Genomic DNA, 23,040 nt, shown 5'->3' on the forward strand with positions numbered 1-23,040 from the left:
TCAGAACAGCGACGCCTGCTGCGGCCAGGCGGGGCCGCTGCCGATAGCGGCGTCGATAGCCTGCAGCTGCGGCCATAAACGCTGCACCAGCGGAAACACCTGGCCCATATCCGGCGTGTGGATAAAGAACAGCGCATCGCCCTCTGCCTGCCATTGTGCCAGCTTTTCGCGCCAGACCTGAAAATATCGGTCGCTCTCGTCAACGTCGTCGCTGCCGATAAAGCGCACCATCGGCAGCTCGCCGGTACGCACCGCATGAGGAGGCACGCGCGGCTTTTGCTCGCGCGCATGCAGGGCTGCGGGGCTTTGCGATGTTGAGGCGTGCACCGGACGGCTGTCTAAAATCACCCGGTTGACGCCGCGCGCCTGCAGGCCCTGATTAAGCGCGCGCTCCGCCTCGCCCTTGGCGAAAAAAGCGGCGTGGCGCACTTCGACGCCATAGCTGAAGCGGCGCGGCAGACCATCGAGAAAGCGCCAGAGATCGGCAAGCTGCGCGGGCGAAAAGGTGGCAGGCAGCTGCAGCCAGTACTGTCCGATGCGGTCGGCCAGCGGATCGAGCAGACGCAAAAAATCACTCAGCAGGTCGTCGGTGTGCTGAAGCTGCGCCCGATGGCTGATGGTCTGCGGAAACTTAAAGCAGAAGCGGAAGTCGTCATGGGTCATATCGCGCCAGCGCTGAACGGTGTCGGGCGCGGGCAGCGCATAAAGCGTGGTGTTGCCCTCCACGCAGTGGAACAGACGGGCATAATCAGCCAGACTCTCAATGCCCCAGCGTTTCCAGTGCGAATGCTGCCACTGCGGCAGGCCAATACGAAGGGTCACGGCCTCTCCTTTCCTGTGAACGTTGCTCTCTAGAGTAGCCTGTTTAGCCGGGGGAGGAAAAACAGACGACGAAATGCGCGGTTTGGCGCGGCTCTACTTATCCTGCCTGCCTTTTTCCATTATAATGGCCGCCTTTTTTGCGGCAGCATCTCAAATGGTTACGCGGCCTGATGCTGCAGGCAGCAGCGGCAAAGTTAAAAGGATACGTTATGCGTACAGAATATTGCGGACAGCTCAATCTGTCTCATGTGGGTCAGCAAGTCACTCTTTGCGGCTGGGTCAACCGCCGTCGCGATCTGGGAAGCCTGATTTTTATCGACATGCGCGACCGCGAAGGTATCGTGCAGGTCTTCTTCGATCCCGATCGTCAGGAGGCTTTTCAGCTGGCGTCTGAGCTGCGCAACGAATTCTGCATCCAGATCACCGGCACCGTTCGCGCACGCGACGAGAAGAACAAAAATGCCGAGATGGCCACGGGCGAAGTAGAAGTGTTCGCTGAGGCGCTGACCATTATCAACCGCGCCGAACCGCTGCCGCTCGATTCCAATCAGATCAACAGCGAAGAAGCGCGTCTGAAGTACCGCTACCTCGATCTGCGCCGTCCTGAAATGGCGCAGCGCCTGAAGACCCGCGCGAAGATTTCCAGCTTTGTGCGCCGCTTTATGGACAGCGAAGGCTTCCTGGATATCGAAACCCCGATGCTGACCAAGGCGACGCCGGAAGGCGCGCGCGACTATCTGGTGCCGAGCCGCGTGCATAAAGGCAAATTCTATGCGCTGCCGCAGTCGCCGCAGCTGTTTAAACAGCTGCTGATGATGTCTGGCTTCGATCGCTACTATCAAATCGTGAAGTGTTTCCGCGATGAAGACCTGCGCGCTGACCGCCAGCCGGAATTTACCCAGATCGATATCGAAACGTCGTTTCTCACCGCGCCGCAGGTGCGTGAGATCAACGAACGCATGATCCGCCAGCTGTGGCAGGAAGTAAAAGGGGTCGATCTCGGCGAGTTCCCGCAGATGACCTTTGCCGAAGCGATGCGTCGTTACGGTTCCGACAAGCCCGATCTGCGTAACCCGATGGAGCTGGTGGACGTCGCCGATCTGCTGAAAAATGTTGAATTCCAGGTGTTCGCCGGTCCGGCCAACGACGCCAAAGGCCGCGTCGCCGCGCTGCGCGTGCCTGGCGGCGCGCAGCTGAGCCGCAAGCAGATTGACGAATACGGCAAATTTGTAGAGATCTACGGCGCGAAAGGGCTGGCGTGGATGAAGGTTAACGCGCGCGCTGACGGCCTCAACGGCGTACAGAGCCCGGTAGCTAAATTCCTCAACGAAGAGATCGTAGAGGCGATTCTGAGCCGTACCAGCGCCGCTGACGGCGATCTGATCTTCTTCGGTGCCGATCGTGCCAAAGTGGTGGCGGACGCGCTGGGTGCGCTGCGCCTGAAAGTGGGCCGCGATCTGCAGATTACCAACGACAGCGCCTGGGCGCCGCTGTGGGTGATCGATTTCCCGATGTTCGAAGAGGATGATGAAGGCGGTCTGGCGGCGATGCACCATCCGTTTACGTCGCCGAAAGAGATGACGGCAGAAGAGCTGGCGGCCGATCCGCTGAGCGCGGTCGCGAACGCTTACGATATGGTCATCAACGGCTACGAAGTGGGCGGCGGTTCCGTACGTATCCACAGCGGCAAAATGCAGCAGGCAGTGTTCACCATTCTGGGTATTGAAGAGCACGAGCAGCGCGAGAAATTCGGCTTCCTGCTCGACGCGCTGAAATATGGCACGCCGCCGCACGCGGGCCTGGCTTTCGGTCTGGATCGTCTGACCATGCTGCTGACCGGCACTGAGAACATCCGCGACGTGATCGCCTTCCCGAAAACCACTGCGGCGGCCTGTCTGATGACCGAAGCGCCAAGCGAAGCTAATCCGGCTGCGCTGGCAGATCTGGGCATTCAGCTCGCGCCGAAGAAAGAAAAGTCAGAGAATAAGTAATGGGCTATAAACATCCGGTATCGGTTCTGGTAGTGATTTTCGCGCAGGATACCGGCCGGGTGTTAATGCTGCAGCGTCGCGATGACAGCGGCTTCTGGCAGTCGGTCACCGGCAGTCTGGAGGCGGGGGAAACCCCGCTGCAGGCGGCGCGGCGCGAAGTGCTGGAAGAGCTGGCCATCGACGTTGCGGGTGAAAAGCTGGCGCTGGAAGATTGCCATAAAGAGATCGAATTCGAGATCTTTCCGCACTATCGCCATCGCTACGCGCCAGGCGTGACGCACAATCGCGAACACTGGTTCCGCCTGGCGCTGCCTGCCGAGCGGCAGCCGACGCTCAGCGAGCATCTCGCCGCGCGCTGGCTCGATCCCGCCGCTGCCGCAGCCCTTACCAAGTCCTGGAGCAATCGCCAGGCGATTGAAGAGTTTATTTAGCTGCCCGCCGTGTCTGTTCCGGCGGCATTCTGGATCGTAAAAAATTGGCGCACTCCCACCGGAGTGCACCTTGAGACTTAAACAGTCAGGCGTTATCAGCGCCGCGAGGTTGTTCACCGCCAGCGCAGCAGCCAAAGCGTACTTCTGTACGCGAGGATGACTCGCAAAGCTCGCCCCTTCAGGGGCGTTCAAGTTGTAAACAACTTGTGCGAGCACGGCCGGGGAAGAAAATCGCAAGCAAGATAGCCTGTACGATGCCTAAACTGGAGAAAAGATCTAATGGCTGGTCATAGTAAATGGGCGAATACCAAGCACCGCAAGGCGGCTCAGGACGCCAAGCGCGGTAAAATTTTCACCAAAATTATTCGTGAACTGGTTACTGCCGCGAAACTCGGCGGCGGTGACGCAGCGTCCAACCCGCGTCTGCGCGCCGCCATGGACAAAGCCCTGTCCAACAACATGACGCGTGACACCATGAACCGCGCTATCGCGCGCGGCGTGGGCGGCGAAGATGATTCCAATATGGAAACCATCATCTATGAAGGTTACGGTCCTGGCGGTTCGGCGGTGATGGTGGAGTGCCTCAGCGACAACCGCAACCGCACCGTAGGCGAAGTGCGTCACGCCTTCACCAAAACCGGCGGCAACCTGGGCACCGACGGTTCGGTCTCCTACCTGTTCAGCAAGAAGGGCGTCATCTCCTTCGCGCCGGGCCAGGATGAAGACAGCGTAATGGAAGCGGCGCTGGAAGCGGGTGCAGAAGATGTGGTGAGCTATGACGACGGCGCGATCGACGTCTTTACCGCATGGGAAGAGCTGGGCGCGGTGCGCGATGCGCTGGAAGCTACCGGCCTGAAAGCGGATACCGCCGAAGTCTCGATGATCCCCTCTACCAAAGCGGAACTGGATGCCGAAACTGCGCCGAAGCTGCTGCGCCTGATCGACATGCTGGAAGACTGCGACGACGTGCAGGAAGTCTACCATAACGGCGAAATCTCCGACGAGGTTGCGGAAACGCTGTAATGGCGTTCCCGTTTAGCCTGCACACCGGAGACGCGGCATGGCGATAATTCTGGGCATCGATCCCGGCTCGCGCGTGACCGGCTACGGTGTGATTCGTCAAACCGGCCGCCAGCTCACTTACCTGGGCAGCGGCTGTATCCGCACCAATACCACGGAGTTGCCGGCGCGTCTGAAGCTGATCTATGCGGGCGTCACCGAGATCATCACGCAGTTCTCGCCGGACTTCTTCGCTATCGAGCAGGTCTTTATGGCGAAGAATGCCGATTCGGCGCTCAAGCTGGGGCAGGCGCGCGGCGCAGCGATCGTCGCGGCGGTGAATCTCGATCTGCCGGTGTTTGAGTATGCCGCGCGTCAGGTGAAGCAGACTGTCACCGGCACCGGCGGGGCGGAGAAGAGCCAGGTACAGCATATGGTGCGCACCTTGCTCAAGCTGCCTGCCAATCCGCAGGCGGACGCCGCCGATGCGCTGGCGATCGCGATTACGCACTGCCACGTCAGCCAGAACGCGACGCGCATCAGCGACACTAAACTGCTGCTGACGCGCGGGCGTCTGCGTTCAGGCTAACCGGCTGCGCGGGTTTTCCCTGACGACGGTCGGGCCGACAAGCCGGAAAGTGCGCTAAGTCGATAAATTCAGGCTGGATATTCATCCAGCCTTTTTTATGTTATAAATCCCGCCACATTCGTTGATTAAGGAAGCGTTCAGGTGATAGGTCGTTTACGGGGCAATATTCTGGAAAAGCAGCCGCCGCTGGTGCTGATTGAAGCGCACGGCGTGGGTTATGAAGTGCATATGCCGATGACCTGTTTTTATGAGCTGCCTGAACTTAACCATGAGGCGGTGATCTTTACCCACTTTGTGGTGCGTGAAGACGCGCAGCTGCTGTTCGGCTTCAACAACAAACAAGAGCGCGCGCTGTTTCGCGAGCTGATTAAAACCAACGGCGTCGGCCCTAAGCTGGCGCTGGCGATCCTCTCCGGCATGTCGGCGCAGCAGTTCGTGACGGCGGTGGAGAAAGAGGAGATTGCCGCGCTGATCAAACTGCCGGGCGTCGGCAAGAAAACCGCTGAGCGCCTGGTGGTCGAGATGAAAGACCGCTTTAAAGGGCTGCATGGCGATCTCTTCTCCGGCGAATCCGCCTTTACCCTTACCGCGCCAGATGCCGAGCCTGCAGGCAATGATGCTGAGGCGGAAGCGGTTGCGGCGCTGGTGTCGCTGGGTTATAAACCGCAGGAAGCCAGCCGCATGATCAGTAAGGTTGGCAAGCCTGACGCAGACTGCGAAACCCTGATCCGGGAAGCGCTGCGCGCCGCCATTTGAGGTAAGTCATGATTGAAGCCGACCGTCTGGTCTCCGCCGCCAGCTATAACGAAGAAGAGAATCTCGACCGCGCTATTCGCCCTAAACTGCTGTCGGAGTATGTGGGCCAGCCGCAGGTGCGCGAACAGATGGAAATTTTCATCAAGGCGGCGAAACTGCGCGGCGATGCGCTGGATCACCTGCTGATTTTCGGCCCGCCAGGGCTGGGGAAAACGACGCTGGCGAATATTGTCGCCAACGAAATGGGCGTCAATTTACGCACCACCTCTGGTCCGGTGCTGGAGAAGGCGGGCGATCTGGCAGCGATGCTGACCAACCTCGAGCCGCACGACGTGCTGTTTATCGATGAGATCCACCGCCTGTCGCCGGTAGTGGAAGAGGTGCTTTATCCGGCGATGGAAGATTATCAGCTGGATATTATGATTGGCGAAGGCCCGGCTGCGCGCTCTATCAAGCTCGATCTGCCGCCCTTTACGCTGATTGGCGCCACCACGCGTGCCGGTTCGCTCACCTCGCCGCTGCGCGACCGCTTCGGCATCGTGCAGCGCCTGGAGTTTTATAACGTGCCGGACCTGCAGCACATCGTCAGCCGCAGCGCCGCCTGTCTGGGCCTGCCGCTGAGCGAAGAAGGCGCGCTGGAAGTGGCGCAGCGCTCGCGCGGCACGCCGCGTATTGCGAACCGCCTGCTGCGCCGCGTGCGCGACTTCGCTGAGGTGCGCGCCAACGGCGAGATGAGCGGCAACGTCGCGGCCAGCGCGCTCGACATGCTTAACGTTGACAGTGAAGGCTTCGATTATATGGATCGCAAGCTGCTGCTGGCGATTATCGACAAGTTCACCGGCGGGCCGGTAGGGCTGGATAACCTGGCGGCCGCCATCGGCGAAGAGCGGGAAACCATTGAAGATGTGATTGAGCCCTTCTTGATCCAGCAGGGCTTTATTCAGCGCACGCCGCGCGGCCGTATGGCCACGCAGCATGCCTATCGCCACTTTGGCATAGCGCGTAACGAGTAATCAGACGGCGGGTTTGCGCGCCATGCTGAGGATAAACAGCAGCGCGGCGCTCAGCACCACCGATGGACCGGCAGGCGTATCGTAGAAGGCGGAGAAGGTGAGGCCGCCCGATACGGCGAGTATGCCGACAATCACCGCCAGGCCCGCCATCTGCTCCGGCGAGCGCGAAAAGCGGCGCGCCGTCGCGGCGGGAATAATCAGCAACGAGGTGATGATCAGCGCGCCGACGAATTTCATCGCTACGCCAATGGTCAACGCCGTCACCAGCATCAGGATCAGGCGGGTGCGCTGAATATTGACGCCATCCACCTGCGCCAGCTCCGGACTGATGGTCATCGACAGCAGCGCGCGCCACTGCCACGCCATCACCGCCAGCACCAGGATCACGCCCGCGCCCATCATCCATAAATCATCAGGCGTGACCGCCAGCAGATCGCCGAACAGATAGGCCATCAGGTCGACGCGCACGTTCGACATCAGGCTGACCACCACCAGACCCAGCGACAGCGCGCTGTGCGCCATAATGCCCAGCAGGGTATCGATCGCCAGGTGCGGCCGACGCTCAAGGAATACCAGCCCCAGCGCCAGGCAGACGGTCACCAGGATAACGGCATAGTAGGGATTGATGTTCAGCAGCAGGCCAAAAGCGACGCCCAGCAGCGAAGCGTGCGCCAGCGTATCGCCGAAGTAGGACATTTTGCGCCAGACCACGAACGATCCCAGCGGCCCGGCCGCCAGCGCCAGCATCACGCCGCCCAGCCAGCCCGGTAATAACAACTCAATCATGATGGACCCTGTTTTCTGCGTAGCACGATACGTCCCTGAAGATCGTGACGATGATTATGGTGATGACGGTAAATAGCCAGCTGCTGCGCGCCGCTCGGGCCGAACATGGCGATAAATTCCGGATGCTGCGACACCGCCTCCGGCGTGCCGGAGCAGCAGATATGGTGATTCAGGCAGAGCACCTCATCGGTTTTTGCCATCACCAGATGCAGATCGTGGGAGACCATCAGCACGCCGCAGTTAAGCTCGTGGCGCAGCTGGTCGATCAGATCGTAAAGCGCCACCTGGCCGTTCACGTCGACGCCCTGCGTCGGTTCGTCCAGCACCAGCAGCTGCGGCTGATTGAGCAGGGCGCGCGCCAGCAGCACGCGCTGCGTTTCTCCGCCCGAGAGCTTTTGCAGCGGCGCTTTCAGCAGATGACCAGCCTGCACGCGCTTTAGCGCCGGCAGCACGTCGGCGCGTTTCGCACCGCGGGTCAGCAGCATAAAACGCTCAACGGTGACCGGTAGCGTCGGATCGATATGCAGTTTTTGCGGCACATAGCCAATGCGCAGCGCCGGGTCGCGCTTCACCTGACCTGAGGTCGGCTCCAGCAGTCCCAGCACCACGCGCACCAGCGTGGATTTCCCGGCGCCGTTAGGGCCGAGCAGCGTAAGGATGCGTCCGGGCATCAGTGTCAGGCTAATGCCTGACAGCACGGGACGGCGTGCAAAATGCACAGAGATGTTTTCAAGCGTGACGAGTGAGGTCATGTTATTTACAGGTTGCGCAGAATTTCGAATGTTATAATATCACATCCCATCCCCAGGTCACGATGGAATGATGCATTATGTTACACATTAATAAGCGTACAGTTTTTACCCTTTCTGCGCTGGCGCTGGCCGCCTCGCTCTCTCTTCCTGCGCAGGCGAATGTCGTCGCCTCGATTAAGCCTTTGGGGTTTATCGCCGCCGCCATCGCTGATGGCGTCACGCCGGTGGATGTGCTGCTGCCGGATGGCGCCTCCGAACACGATTACTCGCTGCGTCCTTCTGACGTAAAACGTATAAAAAACGCAGACTTAGTGGTGTGGATCGGCCCGGAAATGGAGGCATTTATGACAAAGCCAGCCGCTGAATTACCCGCCAGTAAAAACCTTGAAATCGCCGATATGCAGGCGGTTAAGCCGCTGCTGCTGAAGGGTGGCGAAGACGACGATGACGATCACGACGCCGCCGCGCACCAGGGCGATGAAGCGCATGATGAAGCGGGACATCAACATCATCACGGAGAGTTTAATATGCATCTCTGGTTGTCGCCGCAAATATCCAGGCTAGCGGCGGTTGCAATCCATAGCAAATTATTGGAACTTATGCCCGAAAGCAAAGCCAAACTTGACGCTAATCTCCAGCAGTTCGAAAGCGAACTGGCGGTTACCGACAAGCACATTAGCGCGCAACTCGCGCCGGTCAGCAACAAAGGGTATTTCGTTTTTCATGACGCTTACACCTATTTTGAAAAACACTACGGCCTCTCGCCCAGCGGGCATTTTACCGTAAACCCTGAAATTCAGCCGGGCGCACAGCGTCTACATCAAATTCGAACACAGTTGGTTGAGCAGAAGGCCGTTTGCGTCTTTGCTGAGCCACAATTCAGGCCAGCCGTCATCGATGCGGTTGCCCGCGGAACGCAAGTGCGCAAAGGCACACTGGATCCGCTGGGGACGAATATCAGCCTTAGTCAGGACAGCTATGTGAAGTTTCTTTCACAGCTGTCAGGTCAGTATGCGAGCTGCCTGAATGGAGCATGAGGAATAGGTAAAAGTGCAGCAGATAGCCCGCTCTGTCGCCCTCGCATTTAACAATTTGCCGCGCCCCCACCGCGTTATGCTGGGGACTTTAACCGTTGCTACTCTGGCCGTCGCCGTCTGGCGGCCTTATATCTACCATCCCGCCGATGATGCGATGCCGATCGTTAAAAGCATCGAACTGGATAAAAATCAACTGCGTACGCTGCTGCCAGAGGCCAGCGAACCGATCGATCAGACCACCTCCGAACCTGAAGAGGAACTGCCCGGCGACGACATCGACAGCGATGTGCCGGACGTAGCGGGAACGCATGAATATACCGTCTCTTCCGGCGATACGCTGAGCAGCGCCCTGAATCAGTACGGCATCGATCTGGGCGACATCAACGCGCTGGTGAGCAGCGATAAAGAGCTGCGCAACCTGCAGGTCGGCCAGCAGCTGAGCTGGACCTTAACCGATGACGGCGCTTTGCAGTCTCTCACATGGGATATCAACCGTCGTGAAACCCGCGTCTATCAGCGCGGTGATAACGGCGCATTCACCATGCAGACCAAAATGCAAAAGGGTGAGTGGCAGAACAGCGTATTAAAAGGCGAGGTGCATGGCAGCTTCGCCAGCAGCGCGCAGCGTGCCGGCCTGACCAGCAGCGAAGCCAGCGCGGTGATCAAAGCGCTGCAGTGGCAAATGGATTTCCGCAAGCTGCACTCTGGAGATGAGTTCAGCGTGCTGATGTCGCGTGAAATACTCGACGGCAAGAGCGCGCAGAGCCAGCTGCTTGGGGTGCGCCTGCGCTCCGGCGACAAAGACTACTACGCTTTCCGCGCCGAAGATGGCAAGTTCTACGATCGCAACGGTTCCGGTCTGACGCGCGGCTTTATGCGCTTTCCAACCGTGAAGCAGTATCGCGTCTCCTCTAACTTTAACCCGCGTCGCCTTAATCCGGTGACGGGCCGTATCGCGCCGCATAAAGGCGTGGACTTCGCGCTGCCGGTCGGCACGCCGGTGCTGGCGGTCGGCGACGGAGAGGTGGTAATGGCGAAAAACGGCGGCGCGGCAGGCAATTATGTGGCTATTCGCCACGGCCGTCAGTATATGACGCGCTATATGCACCTGAAAAAGGTGCTGGTGCAGCCGGGCGAGAAGGTAAAGCGCGGCGATCGTATCGCGCTGTCGGGTAATACCGGCCGCTCTACCGGACCGCATCTCCATTTTGAAATCTGGATCAATAACCAGGCGGTCAATCCGCTGACGGCGAAACTGCCGCGTATGGAAGGCCTGACCGGCAAAGAGCGCAGCGATTATCTGGCGCAGGTGAAAACCAATCTGCCGCTGTTGCGCCTTGAGTAATCCGCTCGCAACGCTACGCCATAAGACCGACGCATAACGCGTCGGTTTTTCCATTCCGCATCGGGGATTGCAAATTTACCTGTCGCCACTATCATTAGCGCGTCATTGATTGAGGCGAGTGCATGGAAACCCCAAAAAAAAAGAATATTGAGTTTATTCCCGTTTTTGAACGTTCTTTCCTGAAACCGAAATACTGGGGCGGCTGGCTGGCAATCGGCGCGCTGGCGGGCATGGCGATGCTACCGGCGAAGGTGCGCGATCCGCTGCTCGGCAGGCTGGGAAAAATGGCGGGTAAACTGGCTAAGGGTGCCCGTCGTCGCGCGCTGATCAATCTTTATTACTGTCTGCCGGAGCTGAGCGAAGCGGAACGCAGCGATATTGTCGATGAGATGTTCGCCACGGCGCCGCAGGCAATGGCGATGATGGCGGAACTGGGCATGCGCGATCCGGCGCGGATCCGCCAGCGCGTCGACTGGCACGGTCGTGAAATCATTGACCAGCTGCAGGCGGAAAAGCAGAACGTTATTTTCCTCGTGCCCCACGGCTGGGCAGTGGATATTCCCGCTATGCTGCTCGCCTCGGAAGGGCAGATGATGGCGGCGATGTTTCATAACCAGAGCGATCCGCTGCTCGATTACGTCTGGAACCGGGTGCGGCGTCGTTTCGGTGGCCGTATGCATGCCCGCAACGACGGCATCAAACCTTTTATTAGCTCTGTGCGCCAGGGCTACTGGGGCTATTACCTGCCCGATCAGGATCACGGCGCCGAACACAGCGAGTTTGTCGACTTCTTCGCCACCTACAAAGCGACGCTGCCCGCGCTTGGCCGTCTGATGAAGGTGTGCCGCGCGCGCGTGGTGCCGCTGTTTCCGGTTTATAACAGTAAGACGCACCGGCTGGAAATCTATGTGCGTCCGCCGATGGACGACCTGCTGGAAGCGGACGACAACACGCTGGCGCGCCGTATGAACGAAGAGGTTGAAGTCTTCGTTCGCCCTCATCCAGAGCAGTACACCTGGATCTTAAAGCTGCTGAAGACGCGTAAAGAGGGCGATATCGAGCCCTATAAGCGCAAAGAGCTCTATCCAAGAAAATAGAAGAAAGGCCGCAACGGCAGACGGCTGAGCAGCTTGCTATGTGAGTAGCATGGGTCGAAGAGCAAAGCGTCCCGCGACAGGGATGTCGCGGGCCGAGCGAGCATGGATGCCTTGAGCGACTTTGCGATCGAACCATGCTACTCGCATTCGCACTGTAACCTAAACTTCCACTACCTGCGCGCGCCGCTTGCGCTCGCGTAGAAACAGCGTCACCAGCACAAACCAGAGCACGCCGCTGATGAAGTTGATCAGGCTAAACCAGGGCGTCCCGCCGTTAAAATACCCGCTTTTCGCCAGCTCAATACCGATCGCCAGCGTCAGGATGCTGATCATCCCCAGCATGGCCGCAACGCTGCCTTTGCCCGCGTCGCTGGCGTAGAGCGTCAGGCGATAAAGCCCGGCGTTAACCATCCCCGCGCCAAAGGCGTACAGACTCAGTCCGGCGGTCAGAAACAGGTAGCTGTGGCTGTTCAGCAGGTTCGCCAGCAGCGCGATGCCCAGCCCAGCGAGAATCGGCCAGGCGGCGAACTTGACCGGCTGCTCAATGGGGACGCGCCCGGCCAGCTTGCCCAGCGTAATATTCCCGGCAATCATCGCCAGAAAAACCGGCAGCTGCAGCAGGGCATAGTGCATACGCGACAGATGCTCCTCATGCATCAGGATCACCGGCGAGAGTGCCACCCAGGTCAGAATGGGGATAAACACCAGCCCGATGGCGAAAGAGCCCAGCATCACCATCCGGTCGCGCGCCAGCTGGCGATAGGTGCGCGCCAGCTGCGGCAGCGCTATCGAGTGGCTGCGGTCGCCAGCGGTCTCAGGCATTACGCGCCACAGAATAATAAAGGCGAGGGCGCTGAGCAGGGCGAACAGCCAGAACATACTGCGCCAGCTCGCTGCCGTCAGCCATGCGGCGCCCGCCAGCGGGCCAGCCAGCGGTGCCAGCAGCGCGACGTTCGCCATCAGCGCCATAACGCGTACCGCCAGCGCCTCGTCAAAGGCTTCCTGAATCGCCGCATAGCTGACCGCGCCAATAAAGCAGAGGCTAATGCCCTGAATAAAGCGCAGCGCGACAAATTCTCTGATGGAACCGACCCAGGTGGTCAATACGCAGGCCGCAATGAAAAAGAGAATGCCGCCCAGCATCACCGGGCGACGGCCATATTTATCGGAGAGCGGACCAAGCAGCCACTGCAGCACCACGCCGCCAAGCAGGTAGGCGGTCAGCGATGTCGACACCCACTCCGGGCCGACGGCGAACTCCTGGGTGACCAGCAGCATACCGGGCTGGATCATGTCGTGAGCGATATAGGTGGCGAATTCAAACAGCACCAGCGCCAGCGGAAACAGCAGCAGGCCTGCCGTGAGTTTGCTGACGGGTTGATAGCGCGGCATCCAGACTCCTTTTAGAAAAATAAAACGCGACCGCCAGGCGGTCGCGTTGTTTACAGCTTCAGAACAGCGGCTGGGCGCGCGTTAGTCTACGCGCAGCACCCGGCTGGTATTGGTGGTGCCGGTCGCGCCCATAACATCGCCCTGCGTCACAATGACCAGATCGCCCGAGACGAGAAAGCCTTTATCGCGCAGCAGATTGACCGCATCGTGTGCAGCCACCACGCCATCATTATCGCTGTCAAATAACACCGGCGTCACGCCGCGATAGAGCGCCGTAAGGTTCAGGGTGCGCTCATGGCGCGACATAGCAAAAATCGGCAGACCGGAAGTAATGCGCGACGTCATCAGTGGCGTGCGGCCTGACTCGGTCATCGTGATAATAGCGGTCACGCCCTGCAGGTGGTTAGCCGCATACATAGCCGACATCGCAATCGCTTCTTCGATATTGTCGAAGGTCACTTCCAGGCGATGCTTGGATACGTTCACGCTGGGGATCTTTTCCGCGCCCAGACACACTTTCGCCATGGCGGAAACGGTCTCAGCGGGGTACTGACCAGCGGCGGTTTCCGCTGACAGCATAACGGCGTCGGTACCATCGAGTACGGCGTTAGCGACGTCCATCACTTCGGCGCGTGTAGGCATCGGATTGGTGATCATCGACTCCATCATCTGCGTGGCGGTGATGATGGTGCGGTTCAGCTGACGCGCGCGGCGAATAAGCGCCTTCTGAATGCCAACCAGTTCGGGATCGCCGATTTCGACGCCCAGGTCGCCACGCGCCACCATCACCACATCGGAGGCGAGAATAATATCGTCCATCGCTTCCTGCGTCGCGACCGCTTCGGCACGTTCGACTTTCGCTACCAGCTGCGCTTCACAGCCCGCCTCGCGCGCCAGACGACGCGCATAGTTCATATCTTCGCCGCTGCGCGGGAAAGAGACCGCCAGGTAATCGACGCCGATCTTTGCGGCGGTAATAATGTCCGCTTTATCTTTTTCGGTCAGCGCTTCAGCTGACAGGCCGCCGCCGAGCTTGTTAATGCCTTTGTTGTTGGAGAGCGGGCCGCCGACGGTGACTTCGGTGAACACCTTCATGCCCTGGACTTCCAGCACCTTCAGCTGCACGCGTCCATCGTCGAGCAGCAGAATGTCCCCTGGCACCACATCTTCTGGCAGGCATTTATAGTCGATGCCGACTTTCTCTTTATCGCCTTCGCCTTTGCTCAGGCTGGCGTCCAGCAGGAAACGGTCGCCCACGTTGAGGAACACTTTGCCCTCTTTAAAGGTCGAGACACGAATTTTCGGGCCCTGCAAATCGCCCAGAATCGCGACGTGACGACCCAGCTTCGCGGCGATTTCGCGCACTTTATTGGCGCGCAGCTGATGATCTTCCGGGGTGCCGTGAGAGAAGTTGAGTCGAACAACGTTTGCGCCTGCGGCGATGATTTTTTCCAGATTATTATCGCGGTCTGTGGCCGGGCCGAGGGTTGTAACGATCTTGGTTCTTCTGAGACGTCTTGACATGAAGGACTCCGTTGACAAATTTGCGTATCCCCTAAAGTGGACAGGGCGTGATGATTATTCTAACTGAAGGAGAGCCTGTGATACGACTCACATTGTAAATGTGATGTTAATTTTTTTGTTTCGCTGCGTTTTCCATGGTGTCGGGCTTATCGAAACGCGAATCTTTTAAGGCCTCTTTCACTCGTTTCAGGTTTTCACGAAACGCGCCGCCGCGCTCGAGAATAAATCCGGTCGCCAGCACGTCGATAGCGGTGAGCTGCGCCAGGCGGGAAACCATCGGCAGATAGACATCGGTATCTTCCGGAACATCAAGCGTTAACGCCAGCGTGGCGACCTCGGCAAGCGGGGACGCGGGAGAAGTGATGGCTATCACAGTGGAACCGTTTACACCGGCAAGGCGAGCCAGTTCTACCATATTTTTCGTGCGGCCAGTATGTGAAATTAAAACAAAAACGTCGTCTGAACGACTATTTATACAACTCATGCGCTGGATCACAATATCCTCAGACCAGACGACCGGCAGATTAAAACGCAGAAATTTATTAAAGGCGTCGTGCGCCACCACCGCCGAGGCGCCCAGACCAAAGAACGCCACTTTTTGCGCCTGCGACAGGGCCGCTACCGACTGCTGCACCACGGCGAGATCGAGCTGGTTACGTACGCGTTGCAGACCGGCCAGCGCCGAGTCGAAAATTTTATGGCTGTAACCCGCGGTATCGTCATCTTCATCCACGTCGCGGCTGACCCAGCTCAGTCCTTTCGCCAGGCTCTGCGCCAGCTGCAGTTTAAAATCGGGGAAGCCGCGAGTACCAAGCCGACGGCAAAAGCGATTAACGGTCGGTTCGCTGACGTCAGCGGCGCGCGCCAGGCGGGCAATGCTGGAGTGTATCGCTTCCTGCGGAGCGGCGAGGATCTGCGCGGCGACCTTACGTTCCGACTTGCTGAGCGTCGCCAGCTGCGCCTCGATTTTTTCCTGAATGTTCATAACCCGATGACCGTTATCACTTTTATCGATGCCAGCAATGGCTGGCAGAGGGGGCATAAAAGCGTGAATATACCGCGTTCACCATGACCGCGCGCAAGTATGGGTAAGCCGATACTGAAAATTTTTGTCATAATTTGAACCGGATTCGATTTTGCCGGACATCGGCCGCAACGCTACAGTGGGTAAAAGCGCACGCAGTATCACATCGGCACGCCTTATTCCGTCCAGAGTTAACTCTGCGGACCAGCATAGAGTCAGGTTTACCTGACCCCCTGAAATAAGTACATTGTGCTGAAAGAAAATTACAACACGGACCCGGTGGATGAGGATGCAAACGCCAACGGGATCATCCTGCAATGAGGAGAGGAAAATGGCGGTAACACAAACAGCCCAGGCATGCGATCTGGTGATATTCGGTGCCAAAGGCGATCTTGCGCGCCGGAAACTGTTGCCTTCACTGTATCAGCTGGAAAAAGCGGGACAGATCCACGAGGAAACCCGCATCATCGGCGTGGGACGCGCCGACTGGGACAAAGCAGCCTATACCAAAGTGGTGCGTGAAGCGCTGGAAACCTTTATGAAGGAGAAGATTGACGAAGCGCTGTGGGACAAGCTCAGCGGTCGTCTCGACTTCTGCAACCTCGACGTCAACGATACCTCCCATTTTCCCAAACTGGGCAAAATGCTCGATCAGGCAAAACGCACCACCATTAACTATTTTGCGATGCCGCCAAGCACCTTCGGCGCTATCTGTAAGGGGCTGGGTTCAGCGAAGCTGAACGCCAAACCGGCTCGTGTGGTGATGGAGAAGCCGCTCGGCACCTCGCTGGAAACCTCAAAAGAGATCAACGACGCGGTAGGCGAGTTCTTTGACGAGAGCCAGGTATTCCGTATCGACCACTATCTTGGCAAGGAAACGGTGCTGAACCTGCTGGCGCTGCGCTTCGCTAACTCTATCTTCGTCAATAACTGGGATAACCGCACGATCGACCACGTGCAGATCACCGTGGCCGAAGAGGTCGGTATTGAAGGACGCTGGGGCTACTTCGATCAGGCTGGCCAGATGCGCGATATGATTCAGAACCACCTGCTGCAGGTGCTCACCATGATCGCCATGGCACCGCCGTCCGATCTCAGCGCCGACGCGATTCGCGATGAGAAAGTTAAAGTGCTGCGCTCGCTGCGCCGTATCGATCAGACTAACGTGCGCGATAAAACGGTACGCGGCCAGTACACTGCTGGCTTCGTGCAGGGTAAAAAAGTGCCGGGCTATCTGGAAGAAGAGGGCGCCAATAAATCCAGCTCAACGGAAACCTTCGTCGCCATCCGCGTTGATATCGATAACTGGCGCTGGGCGGGCGTTCCGTTCTATCTGCGTACCGGCAAGCGTCTGCCGACCAAATGTTCTGAAGTGGTGGTCTACTTTAAAAACCCGGAGATGAACCTGTTCAAGGATTCCTACTCCGAGCTGCCGCAGAACAAGCTCACTATTCGTCTGCAGCCGGACGAGGGCGTCGATATCGAGATCCTGAACAAAGTGCCGGGTCTGGATCACAAACACAAACTGCAGACCACCAAGCTGGATCTGAGCTACTCCGAGACGTTCAATCAGTCGCATCTGGCGGACGCTTATGAACGCCTGCTGCTGGAGAGCATGCGCGGTATCCAGGCGCTGTTTGTGCGCCGCGACGAGGTAGAAGCGGCATGGACCTACGTCGACTCCATTATCGAGGCCTGGGCCGCCGACGGCGACTCCTCCAAGCCTTATCAGGCTGGTACCTGGGGGCCGGTGGCGTCTGTGGCGATGATCACGCGCGACGGCCGCTCGTGGAACGAGTTCGAATAATCCTGACATCAGCCCGCCGCGTGCGGGCTTTTTTGTACCTGTACGCAGGAAAGTGAACCGCAGTTTCAAAAATTATCCAGGGCGGATAGACGATGCGGAAGGCGATCCTGTATGGTAGTGACGCATTGATGGCGCGGCACACGGCAGGCGCCGGTATGGATAAGCAAGGGGAACCGATGAAGAACTGGAAGACGAGTGCTGAAAAGATCCTGACCACTGGACCTGTGGTGCCGGTGATCGTAGTGAACAAGCTGGAACATGCGGTGCCGATGGCGAAAGCGCTGGTGGCGGGCGGCGTTCGCGTGCTGGAAGTGACGCTGCGTACGCCGGTGGCGATGGATGCGCTGCGCCTGATGATTAAAGAGGTGCCGGAGGCGATCGTTGGCGCAGGAACCGTTATCAACACGCAGCAGCTGCAGGAAGTGACCGAAGCGGGTGCGCAGTTCGTTATCAGCCCTGGCGTCACTGAGTCGCTGCTTAAGGCCGCGGTAGAAGGTCCGGTGCCGCTTATTCCGGGTATCAGCACCGTTTCCGAACTGATGACCGGCATGGATTACGGCCTGCGCGAATTTAAATTCTTTCCGGCGGAAGCGAACGGCGGCGTTAAGGCGCTGCAGGCGATCGGCGGTCCCTTCCCGCAGGTGCGCTTCTGTCCGACCGGCGGCATTTCGCCCGCCAACTATCGCGACTATCTGGCGCTGAAAAGCGTGCTCTGTATTGGCGGCTCCTGGCTGGTGCCAAACGACGCGCTGGAGACGGGCGACTGGGATCGTATTACGCGTCTGGCCCGTGAAGCGGTGGAAGGCGCGAAATAATTACTGGCGGTGAGCAGGGCGCTCACCGCGTGATGATTAGCCTTCGACCTTGACCGCCGCCGCGCTGGCGATAGCGCGCGCGACGGCGTCATCAATATTTTCACCGCTCGCCAGAGCGACGCCAAGACGGCGCGAACCAGCGATTTCCGGCTTACCGAACAGGCGCAGCTGCAGTCCCGCGCCCAGTGCCGCTTCTACGTTAACGAACTTCAGGTTCTGGCTGTGCAGCTGCGGCAGGATCACCGCCGACGCCGACGGGCCGTACTGGCGAATGCCGCCGATCGGCAGACCGAGAAAAGCGCGTACGTGCAGGGCGAACTCGGAGAGATCCTGCGAAATCAGCGTGACCATGCCGGTATCGTGCGGGCGCGGCGACACTTCGCTAAAGATCACCTCGTCGCCGCAGACAAACAGCTCGACGCCAAACAGGCCGTAGCCGCCCAGCGCCTTCACCACTTCGCCGGCGATCGCCTGTGCGCGCTGCAGCGCCACGTCGCTCATCTGCTGGGGCTGCCAGGATTCGCGATAGTCGCCATCTTCCTGACGATGGCCGATGGGCGCGCAGAAGTGAAGGCCATCAACCGCGCTCACGGTAAGCAGCGTAATCTCGAAATCGAATTTGACGACCCCTTCGACAATCACACGGCCTGCACCTGCGCGTCCGCCTTGCTGCGCATATTTCCAGGCGTGGTCGAGCTGGCTGGCTTCGCGAATAAAGCTCTGGCCTTTGCCTGAGGAGCTCATCACCGGCTTGACGATACAGGGAAAGCCGATCTCCGCCGCCGCCGCTTCGAAACTGGCCTTGCTGTCGGCGAAACGATAGCTGGAGGTGGGCAGCCCCAGCTCTTCCGCCGCCAGACGACGGATGCCTTCACGGTTCATGGTCAGGCGCGCGGCGCGCGCGGTAGGCACCACACGCTGGCCCTGCTGCTCCAGCTCAATCAGCTTATCCGTCGCGATCGCTTCGATTTCCGGCACCACATAGTCGGGCTTTTCCTGCGCGATAAGCGCGGCCAGCGCCTCGCCGTCAAGCATGTTCACTACGTGGCTGCGGTGCGCCACATGCATTGCGGGCGCATCGGCATAGCGGTCTACGGCGATCACTTCCACACCCAGTCGCTGGCACTCCAGCGCAACTTCTTTACCCAGCTCACCCGAGCCTAACAGCATGACACGCGTCGCAGCGGGACGCAGCGCAGTTCCAAGAGTCGTCATAATTTCACCTGTGAGTCAAAACGCGCGCGCAGTATAAACGAAAACGTTTGCGTTCTCATCTTCTGGCGCTTTGCCTCTCTTTTCTCACCTTGACGTTTACTGACGCCCGGTGGTGCAGAGTAGAGTCCTTGTCGCTACGAAGGAGAGAATAATGAACAACCTGTTGCAACAGCTACAGTCGCTGCTGACGAAAAAGGATCACAGCGGCGGCGGCGGAAGATTAAACGAGATGCTGGCGCCCGGCGCACTGGGCGGGCTGGCAGGCTTGCTTATCGCCAGCAAAAAATCACGTAAGCTGTTAACCGAGTATGGCGGCAAAGCGCTGATTATCGGCGGCGGCGCAGCGGCAGGCGCGGTGCTGTGGAACAAATATAAACAGCGCGTGCGCGATACGCACCAGCATGAAGCCGGTTTCGGCGAGCTGCAGACCCCGGCGGATCAGCGCGCCGAACGTCTGGTCACGGCGCTGGTGTTCGCCGCCAAAAGCGACGGCCATATCGACGATCGCGAGCGTGCCGCCATAGAGCGCACAATTCATGAATCGGGCTACGGTCAGGCGGCGGAAGCGCTGATCCAGCAGGCCATTAACCGACCGCTCGATCCCGCCTGGCTGGCGGCCGACGTTAAAAATGAGGATGAAGCGCTGGAACTCTATTTCCTCAGCTGTGTCGCTATCGATATCGATCACTTTATGGAGCGCAGCTACCTCACCGCACTGGGCGACGCGTTGAAGATTCCGCAGGACGTGCGTGACGGCATTGAAAAGGATTTGCAGACGAAAAAAGCGCAGATCGCAGCGGAATAAGCCACCTGCGGCCGCCTTGCGCGGCCGCAATAACAACGCGTTACGCACAAAAATTTGGCTTCCCCGCCACCTGATGCCACCCTTAAAGAGTATTAATAACAGGGAGACGGAGCATGCAGGCCCCCATCGCAAAAAAAATTCCTCATGAAATGACGCTCCATGGCGATACGCGCGTGGACGATTATTACTGGCTGCGCGACGACAAGCGCGATAATGAAGAGGTGCTGGACTATTTGCGTGCCGAAAATAACTACGGCAAGCAGATTATGGCGACCCAGCAGCCGTTACAGAACCGCATTTTAAAAGAGATTGTCGATCGCCTGCCGCCGCAGGACCATTCGGTTCCCTATGTGCACAACGGCTATCGCTATCAGAGTCGCTATGAGAGCGGCAACGAGTATGCCGCGTATTACCGCCAACCCGCCGAGAGCGCCGAGACCGATGAGTGGACGCTGCTGCTGGACGCTAACCAGCGCGCCTCGCACAGCGAGTTCTACACCATGGGCTCGCTCAATATCAGTCCTGACAATAAGGTGATGGCGCTGGCGGAAGACTTTCTCTCCCGGCGGCAATACGGCATCCGTTTTCGCTGCCTTGAGAAAGGGAGCTGGTATCCCGAAGTATTAAACAACGCCTCGTCCAGCTTCGCCTGGGCGAATGATTCGCGCACGCTCTACTACGTGCGCAAACATGAGCAAACGCTGCTGCCTTATCAGGTCTGGCGACATGAACTTGGCACGCCGCAAAGTGACGACCAGCTGGTTTATGAAGAAAAGGATGATACCTATCATCTCAGCGTGCATAAAACCACGTCTGAACATTTCATTCTGATCGCGCTGTTCAGCACCAACACCAGCGAGATCCAGCTGATCGACGCCGGTTTCCCGGACGCCACGCCGCAGATATTTTTGCCGCGCCGTAAAGATCATGAGTACAGTCTGGATCACTATCAGCATCAGTTTTATATCCGATCGAACCGGGACGGCGAGAATTTCGGGCTTTACCGTACGCGCTGGCTGGATGAGTCGCGCTGGGAAACCCTGATCAAGCCGCGCGATCATGTCGTGATGGAAGACTTCCAGCTGTTCCGCGACTGGCTGGTGGTAGAGGAGCGCCAGCGCGGCCTCACCAGCCTGCGTCAGGTTCACTGGGAAACCGGGGAAGTGACCGGCATCGCCTTTGACGATCCCACCTATGTCACCTGGCTGGCGTTCAATCCTTCGCCGGAAACCAGCAAGCTGCGCTATGGCTACGGCTCGATGACCACGCCGACCACGCTGTTTGAGCTGGATATGGACACCGGCGAACGGCGTATCCTCAAGCAGAGCACGATTGGTAATTTCGACCCGGACAACTACAAAAGCGAGCATCACTGGATTACGGCGCGCGACGGCACCGAAGTGCCGGTGTCGCTGGTCTATCACCGCAGGCACTACCAGCCCGGCAAAAACCCGATGCTGGTCTATGGCTACGGCGCCTATGGCAGCAATATGGAGGCGGACTTCAGCGTCAGCCGCCTTAGCCTGCTCGATCGCGGTTTCGTCTACGCGCTGGTCAACGTGCGCGGCGGCGGCGAGCTGGGACAGCGCTGGTATGACGGCGGCCGCCTGTTCAACAAGATGAACAGCTTTACCGACTTTATCGACGTCACGCAGGCGCTGGTGAAAAAGGGCTTTGGTCAGCCTGAGCAGCTCTATGCTATGGGCGGCAGCGCGGGCGGCCTGCTGATGGGTGCCGTAATCAATATGGCGCCGGAACTCTTTCACGGCGTGGTGGCGCAGGTGCCCTTTGTCGATGTGGTCACGACGATGCTGGATGAGTCGATCCCGCTTACCACGGGTGAATATGATGAGTGGGGCAACCCTAACGACGCCGATTACTACGGCTATATTCGTCAGTACAGCCCCTACGACAATGTCGAGGCGAAAGCCTATCCGCATATGCTGGTGACCACCGGGCTGCATGATTCTCAGGTGCAATACTGGGAGCCAGCGAAATGGGTGGCGAAACTGCGCGCGCTGAAGACCGACAATAATCTGCTGATGCTCTGTACGGATATGGATGCCGGTCACGGCGGCAAGTCAGGACGTTATAAATCCTATGAGGGAATTGCGCTGGAGCTGACTTTCCTGATCGCGCTGGCGCAGGGCAGCCTGCCGCCGCAGCGCGATTACTGATCGTCGCTCAGGTATCGACGCAGCGCCTGCCGCAGCGGCGGGCGCAAATCGCGCACGTTCTCCAGCACCCAGCGCAGATAGCGTGGATCTTTGCGCGCAATGGCGGCGACGCTTTGACCACGATACTTGCCGAAGGGCAGCACGTCGCCCGCCACGCTGGCGGGCTGGCAGCGCTGCGCCATCTGCGACGCATCCCAGCCGGAGGTCTCCATAATACGGATCAACAGCGCGGCGGTAACGTAACAGTCGTAAAGCGCGCGGTGGGCATGCAGATCGGCGGGGGGCGAGACCTCCAGCTTCAGGCTGTGGCGCAGCGCCTGATTGCCGTACTTAATGCCAGGCCAGAGCTGGCGCGACAGCAGCATGGTGCAGATCCAGTCGCCGTGCATCTCCGGTAGCATGCGGCGATCGAAGCTGGCGTTATGCGCGACATAGAAAGCGCTGCCGTGATAGCGGCCAATCGCCTCTTCGATGGTGGGTTTGCCAACCACCATCGCTTCGGTAATGCGGTGGACGGCCATCGCCTGACGGCTGATTGGGCGGTCAGGCAGGATCAGATCGCTCATCGGGTTGACGATCTGGCCGTCAATCACATCGACCGACGCCACTTCCACCACGCCACCCTGTAGACCGCAGGTTTCGGTATCAATTACGCGTAGCATG

The 23,040-nt window shown here is 58.8% G+C and carries 21 protein-coding genes; 13 read left to right on the top strand and 8 right to left on the bottom strand.

The window, feature by feature from the left end; genetic code table 11:
- The gene (locus EKL29_RS17740; RefSeq protein ID WP_120453829.1) at positions 1–822 is read right to left on the bottom strand and encodes a DUF72 domain-containing protein; all 822 of its coding nucleotides are present in this window, start codon (positions 820–822) and stop codon (positions 1–3) included.
- A 209-nt stretch (positions 823–1,031) separates the two neighbouring features.
- Between EKL29_RS17740 and aspS the strand changes: the two genes are divergently transcribed.
- The 6 genes from aspS (at position 1,032) to ruvB (ending at position 6,601) form a co-directional block, all read left to right on the top strand.
- On the top strand, positions 1,032–2,813 hold the full coding sequence (gene aspS / locus EKL29_RS17745) for an aspartate--tRNA ligase (RefSeq protein WP_120453831.1): 1,782 nt from the start codon (positions 1,032–1,034) through the stop codon (positions 2,811–2,813).
- A complete protein-coding gene (gene nudB, locus EKL29_RS17750; protein WP_126690343.1) occupies positions 2,813–3,244 on the top strand; it encodes a dihydroneopterin triphosphate diphosphatase in 432 nt (143 codons plus the stop codon). The genes aspS and nudB overlap by 1 nt, the downstream gene beginning before the upstream one ends.
- A gap of 279 nt (positions 3,245–3,523) precedes the next feature.
- Entirely contained in the window at positions 3,524–4,267 is a 744-nt protein-coding gene (locus EKL29_RS17755; protein WP_033746507.1) for a YebC/PmpR family DNA-binding transcriptional regulator, read from the top strand.
- Positions 4,268–4,304: 37 nt separating this feature from the next.
- Positions 4,305–4,832, top strand: a complete 528-nt coding sequence (gene ruvC / locus EKL29_RS17760; RefSeq protein WP_120453835.1) for a crossover junction endodeoxyribonuclease RuvC — start codon at positions 4,305–4,307, stop codon at positions 4,830–4,832.
- A 141-nt stretch (positions 4,833–4,973) separates the two neighbouring features.
- Positions 4,974–5,588 (top strand): Holliday junction branch migration protein RuvA, encoded by a 615-nt coding sequence (ruvA, locus tag EKL29_RS17765; RefSeq protein ID WP_126690344.1) that lies wholly within the window; start codon positions 4,974–4,976, stop codon positions 5,586–5,588.
- Positions 5,589–5,596: 8 nt separating this feature from the next.
- Positions 5,597–6,601 carry a Holliday junction branch migration DNA helicase RuvB gene (gene ruvB / locus EKL29_RS17770; RefSeq protein WP_120453839.1) on the top strand — a complete coding sequence of 335 codons (1,005 nt, stop codon included), beginning with the start codon at positions 5,597–5,599 and terminating at the stop codon, positions 6,599–6,601.
- On the opposite strand, the gene znuB is transcribed toward ruvB, so the two are convergent.
- Both znuB and znuC read right to left on the bottom strand, forming a co-directional pair.
- A complete protein-coding gene (gene znuB / locus EKL29_RS17775) occupies positions 6,602–7,387 on the bottom strand; it encodes a zinc ABC transporter permease subunit ZnuB (protein WP_126690345.1) in 786 nt (261 codons plus the stop codon).
- A complete protein-coding gene (gene znuC / locus EKL29_RS17780; RefSeq protein WP_120453843.1) occupies positions 7,384–8,139 on the bottom strand; it encodes a zinc ABC transporter ATP-binding protein ZnuC in 756 nt (251 codons plus the stop codon). Before znuC ends, znuB begins: the two co-directional genes overlap by 4 nt.
- A gap of 77 nt (positions 8,140–8,216) precedes the next feature.
- Between znuC and znuA the strand changes: the two genes are divergently transcribed.
- From znuA to lpxM, 3 genes are all read left to right on the top strand, one after another.
- Positions 8,217–9,176, top strand: a complete 960-nt coding sequence (znuA, locus tag EKL29_RS17785; RefSeq protein ID WP_120453845.1) for a zinc ABC transporter substrate-binding protein ZnuA — start codon at positions 8,217–8,219, stop codon at positions 9,174–9,176.
- 13 nt (positions 9,177–9,189) lie between these two features.
- Complete coding sequence (gene mepM / locus EKL29_RS17790) at positions 9,190–10,521, top strand: murein DD-endopeptidase MepM (protein ID WP_126690346.1); 1,332 nt, start codon at positions 9,190–9,192, stop codon at positions 10,519–10,521.
- Positions 10,522–10,643: 122 nt separating this feature from the next.
- Entirely contained in the window at positions 10,644–11,618 is a 975-nt protein-coding gene (lpxM, locus tag EKL29_RS17795) for a lauroyl-Kdo(2)-lipid IV(A) myristoyltransferase (protein ID WP_120453849.1), read from the top strand.
- Positions 11,619–11,777: 159 nt separating this feature from the next.
- Here lpxM and EKL29_RS17800 read toward each other — a convergent pair whose 3' ends face one another.
- The 3 genes from EKL29_RS17800 to EKL29_RS17810 all read right to left on the bottom strand — a co-directional run bounded on the left by EKL29_RS17800 (position 11,778) and on the right by EKL29_RS17810 (position 15,519).
- The gene (locus EKL29_RS17800) at positions 11,778–13,010 is read right to left on the bottom strand and encodes an MFS transporter (protein ID WP_120453851.1); all 1,233 of its coding nucleotides are present in this window, start codon (positions 13,008–13,010) and stop codon (positions 11,778–11,780) included.
- A gap of 81 nt (positions 13,011–13,091) precedes the next feature.
- Positions 13,092–14,534: a pyruvate kinase gene (gene pyk, locus EKL29_RS17805; protein ID WP_126690347.1), complete on the bottom strand. Its 1,443-nt coding sequence runs from the start codon at positions 14,532–14,534 to the stop codon at positions 13,092–13,094.
- Between the two features lie 106 nt (positions 14,535–14,640).
- Positions 14,641–15,519 carry a MurR/RpiR family transcriptional regulator gene (locus EKL29_RS17810; RefSeq protein WP_269950165.1) on the bottom strand — a complete coding sequence of 293 codons (879 nt, stop codon included), beginning with the start codon at positions 15,517–15,519 and terminating at the stop codon, positions 14,641–14,643.
- A gap of 370 nt (positions 15,520–15,889) precedes the next feature.
- Between EKL29_RS17810 and zwf the strand changes: the two genes are divergently transcribed.
- Entirely contained in the window at positions 15,890–17,365 is a 1,476-nt protein-coding gene (gene zwf, locus EKL29_RS17815) for a glucose-6-phosphate dehydrogenase (RefSeq protein ID WP_120453854.1), read from the top strand.
- Positions 17,366–17,541: 176 nt separating this feature from the next.
- Positions 17,542–18,180, top strand: a complete 639-nt coding sequence (locus EKL29_RS17820; RefSeq protein WP_120454212.1) for a bifunctional 4-hydroxy-2-oxoglutarate aldolase/2-dehydro-3-deoxy-phosphogluconate aldolase — start codon at positions 17,542–17,544, stop codon at positions 18,178–18,180.
- A 36-nt stretch (positions 18,181–18,216) separates the two neighbouring features.
- Here the strand turns inward: EKL29_RS17820 and purT are convergent, their stop codons facing one another.
- The gene (gene purT / locus EKL29_RS17825; RefSeq protein WP_126690348.1) at positions 18,217–19,395 is read right to left on the bottom strand and encodes a formate-dependent phosphoribosylglycinamide formyltransferase; all 1,179 of its coding nucleotides are present in this window, start codon (positions 19,393–19,395) and stop codon (positions 18,217–18,219) included.
- A gap of 151 nt (positions 19,396–19,546) precedes the next feature.
- Here purT and EKL29_RS17830 point away from each other — a divergent pair, with 151 nt between their 5' ends.
- Together EKL29_RS17830 and EKL29_RS17835 are read left to right on the top strand one after the other, a co-directional pair.
- Entirely contained in the window at positions 19,547–20,200 is a 654-nt protein-coding gene (locus tag EKL29_RS17830) for a tellurite resistance TerB family protein (RefSeq protein WP_126690349.1), read from the top strand.
- Positions 20,201–20,313: 113 nt separating this feature from the next.
- Positions 20,314–22,377: a prolyl oligopeptidase family serine peptidase gene (locus EKL29_RS17835; protein ID WP_126690350.1), complete on the top strand. Its 2,064-nt coding sequence runs from the start codon at positions 20,314–20,316 to the stop codon at positions 22,375–22,377.
- Here the strand turns inward: EKL29_RS17835 and exoX are convergent.
- A complete protein-coding gene (gene exoX, locus EKL29_RS17840) occupies positions 22,371–23,039 on the bottom strand; it encodes an exodeoxyribonuclease X (protein WP_126690351.1) in 669 nt (222 codons plus the stop codon). The two genes, EKL29_RS17835 and exoX, sit on opposite strands and share 7 nt — an antisense overlap.
- Between the last annotated feature and the right edge of the window lies 1 nt (position 23,040).

Source organism: Pantoea sp. YU22 (genome assembly GCF_003970755.1).
GTDB classification, from domain to species: Bacteria; Pseudomonadota; Gammaproteobacteria; order Enterobacterales; family Enterobacteriaceae; genus Pantoea; species Pantoea piersonii.

Coding starts and splice junctions, on each gene's coding strand:
- EKL29_RS17800 (WP_120453851.1), bottom strand. CDS start 13,010: ATGCCGCGCTATCAACCCGTCAGCAAACTCACGGCAGGCCTGCTGCTG.
- EKL29_RS17810 (WP_269950165.1), bottom strand. CDS start 15,519: ATGAACATTCAGGAAAAAATCGAGGCGCAGCTGGCGACGCTCAGCAAG.
- purT (WP_126690348.1), bottom strand. CDS start 19,395: ATGACGACTCTTGGAACTGCGCTGCGTCCCGCTGCGACGCGTGTCATG.
- exoX (WP_126690351.1), bottom strand. CDS start 23,039: ATGCTACGCGTAATTGATACCGAAACCTGCGGTCTACAGGGTGGCGTG.
- znuB (WP_126690345.1), bottom strand. CDS start 7,387: ATGATTGAGTTGTTATTACCGGGCTGGCTGGGCGGCGTGATGCTGGCG.
- aspS (WP_120453831.1), top strand. CDS start 1,032: ATGCGTACAGAATATTGCGGACAGCTCAATCTGTCTCATGTGGGTCAG.
- ruvB (WP_120453839.1), top strand. CDS start 5,597: ATGATTGAAGCCGACCGTCTGGTCTCCGCCGCCAGCTATAACGAAGAA.
- znuC (WP_120453843.1), bottom strand. CDS start 8,139: ATGACCTCACTCGTCACGCTTGAAAACATCTCTGTGCATTTTGCACGC.
- nudB (WP_126690343.1), top strand. CDS start 2,813: ATGGGCTATAAACATCCGGTATCGGTTCTGGTAGTGATTTTCGCGCAG.
- zwf (WP_120453854.1), top strand. CDS start 15,890: ATGGCGGTAACACAAACAGCCCAGGCATGCGATCTGGTGATATTCGGT.
- znuA (WP_120453845.1), top strand. CDS start 8,217: ATGTTACACATTAATAAGCGTACAGTTTTTACCCTTTCTGCGCTGGCG.
- pyk (WP_126690347.1), bottom strand. CDS start 14,534: ATGTCAAGACGTCTCAGAAGAACCAAGATCGTTACAACCCTCGGCCCG.
- lpxM (WP_120453849.1), top strand. CDS start 10,644: ATGGAAACCCCAAAAAAAAAGAATATTGAGTTTATTCCCGTTTTTGAA.
- ruvC (WP_120453835.1), top strand. CDS start 4,305: ATGGCGATAATTCTGGGCATCGATCCCGGCTCGCGCGTGACCGGCTAC.
- EKL29_RS17755 (WP_033746507.1), top strand. CDS start 3,524: ATGGCTGGTCATAGTAAATGGGCGAATACCAAGCACCGCAAGGCGGCT.
- EKL29_RS17830 (WP_126690349.1), top strand. CDS start 19,547: ATGAACAACCTGTTGCAACAGCTACAGTCGCTGCTGACGAAAAAGGAT.
- EKL29_RS17835 (WP_126690350.1), top strand. CDS start 20,314: ATGCAGGCCCCCATCGCAAAAAAAATTCCTCATGAAATGACGCTCCAT.
- EKL29_RS17820 (WP_120454212.1), top strand. CDS start 17,542: ATGAAGAACTGGAAGACGAGTGCTGAAAAGATCCTGACCACTGGACCT.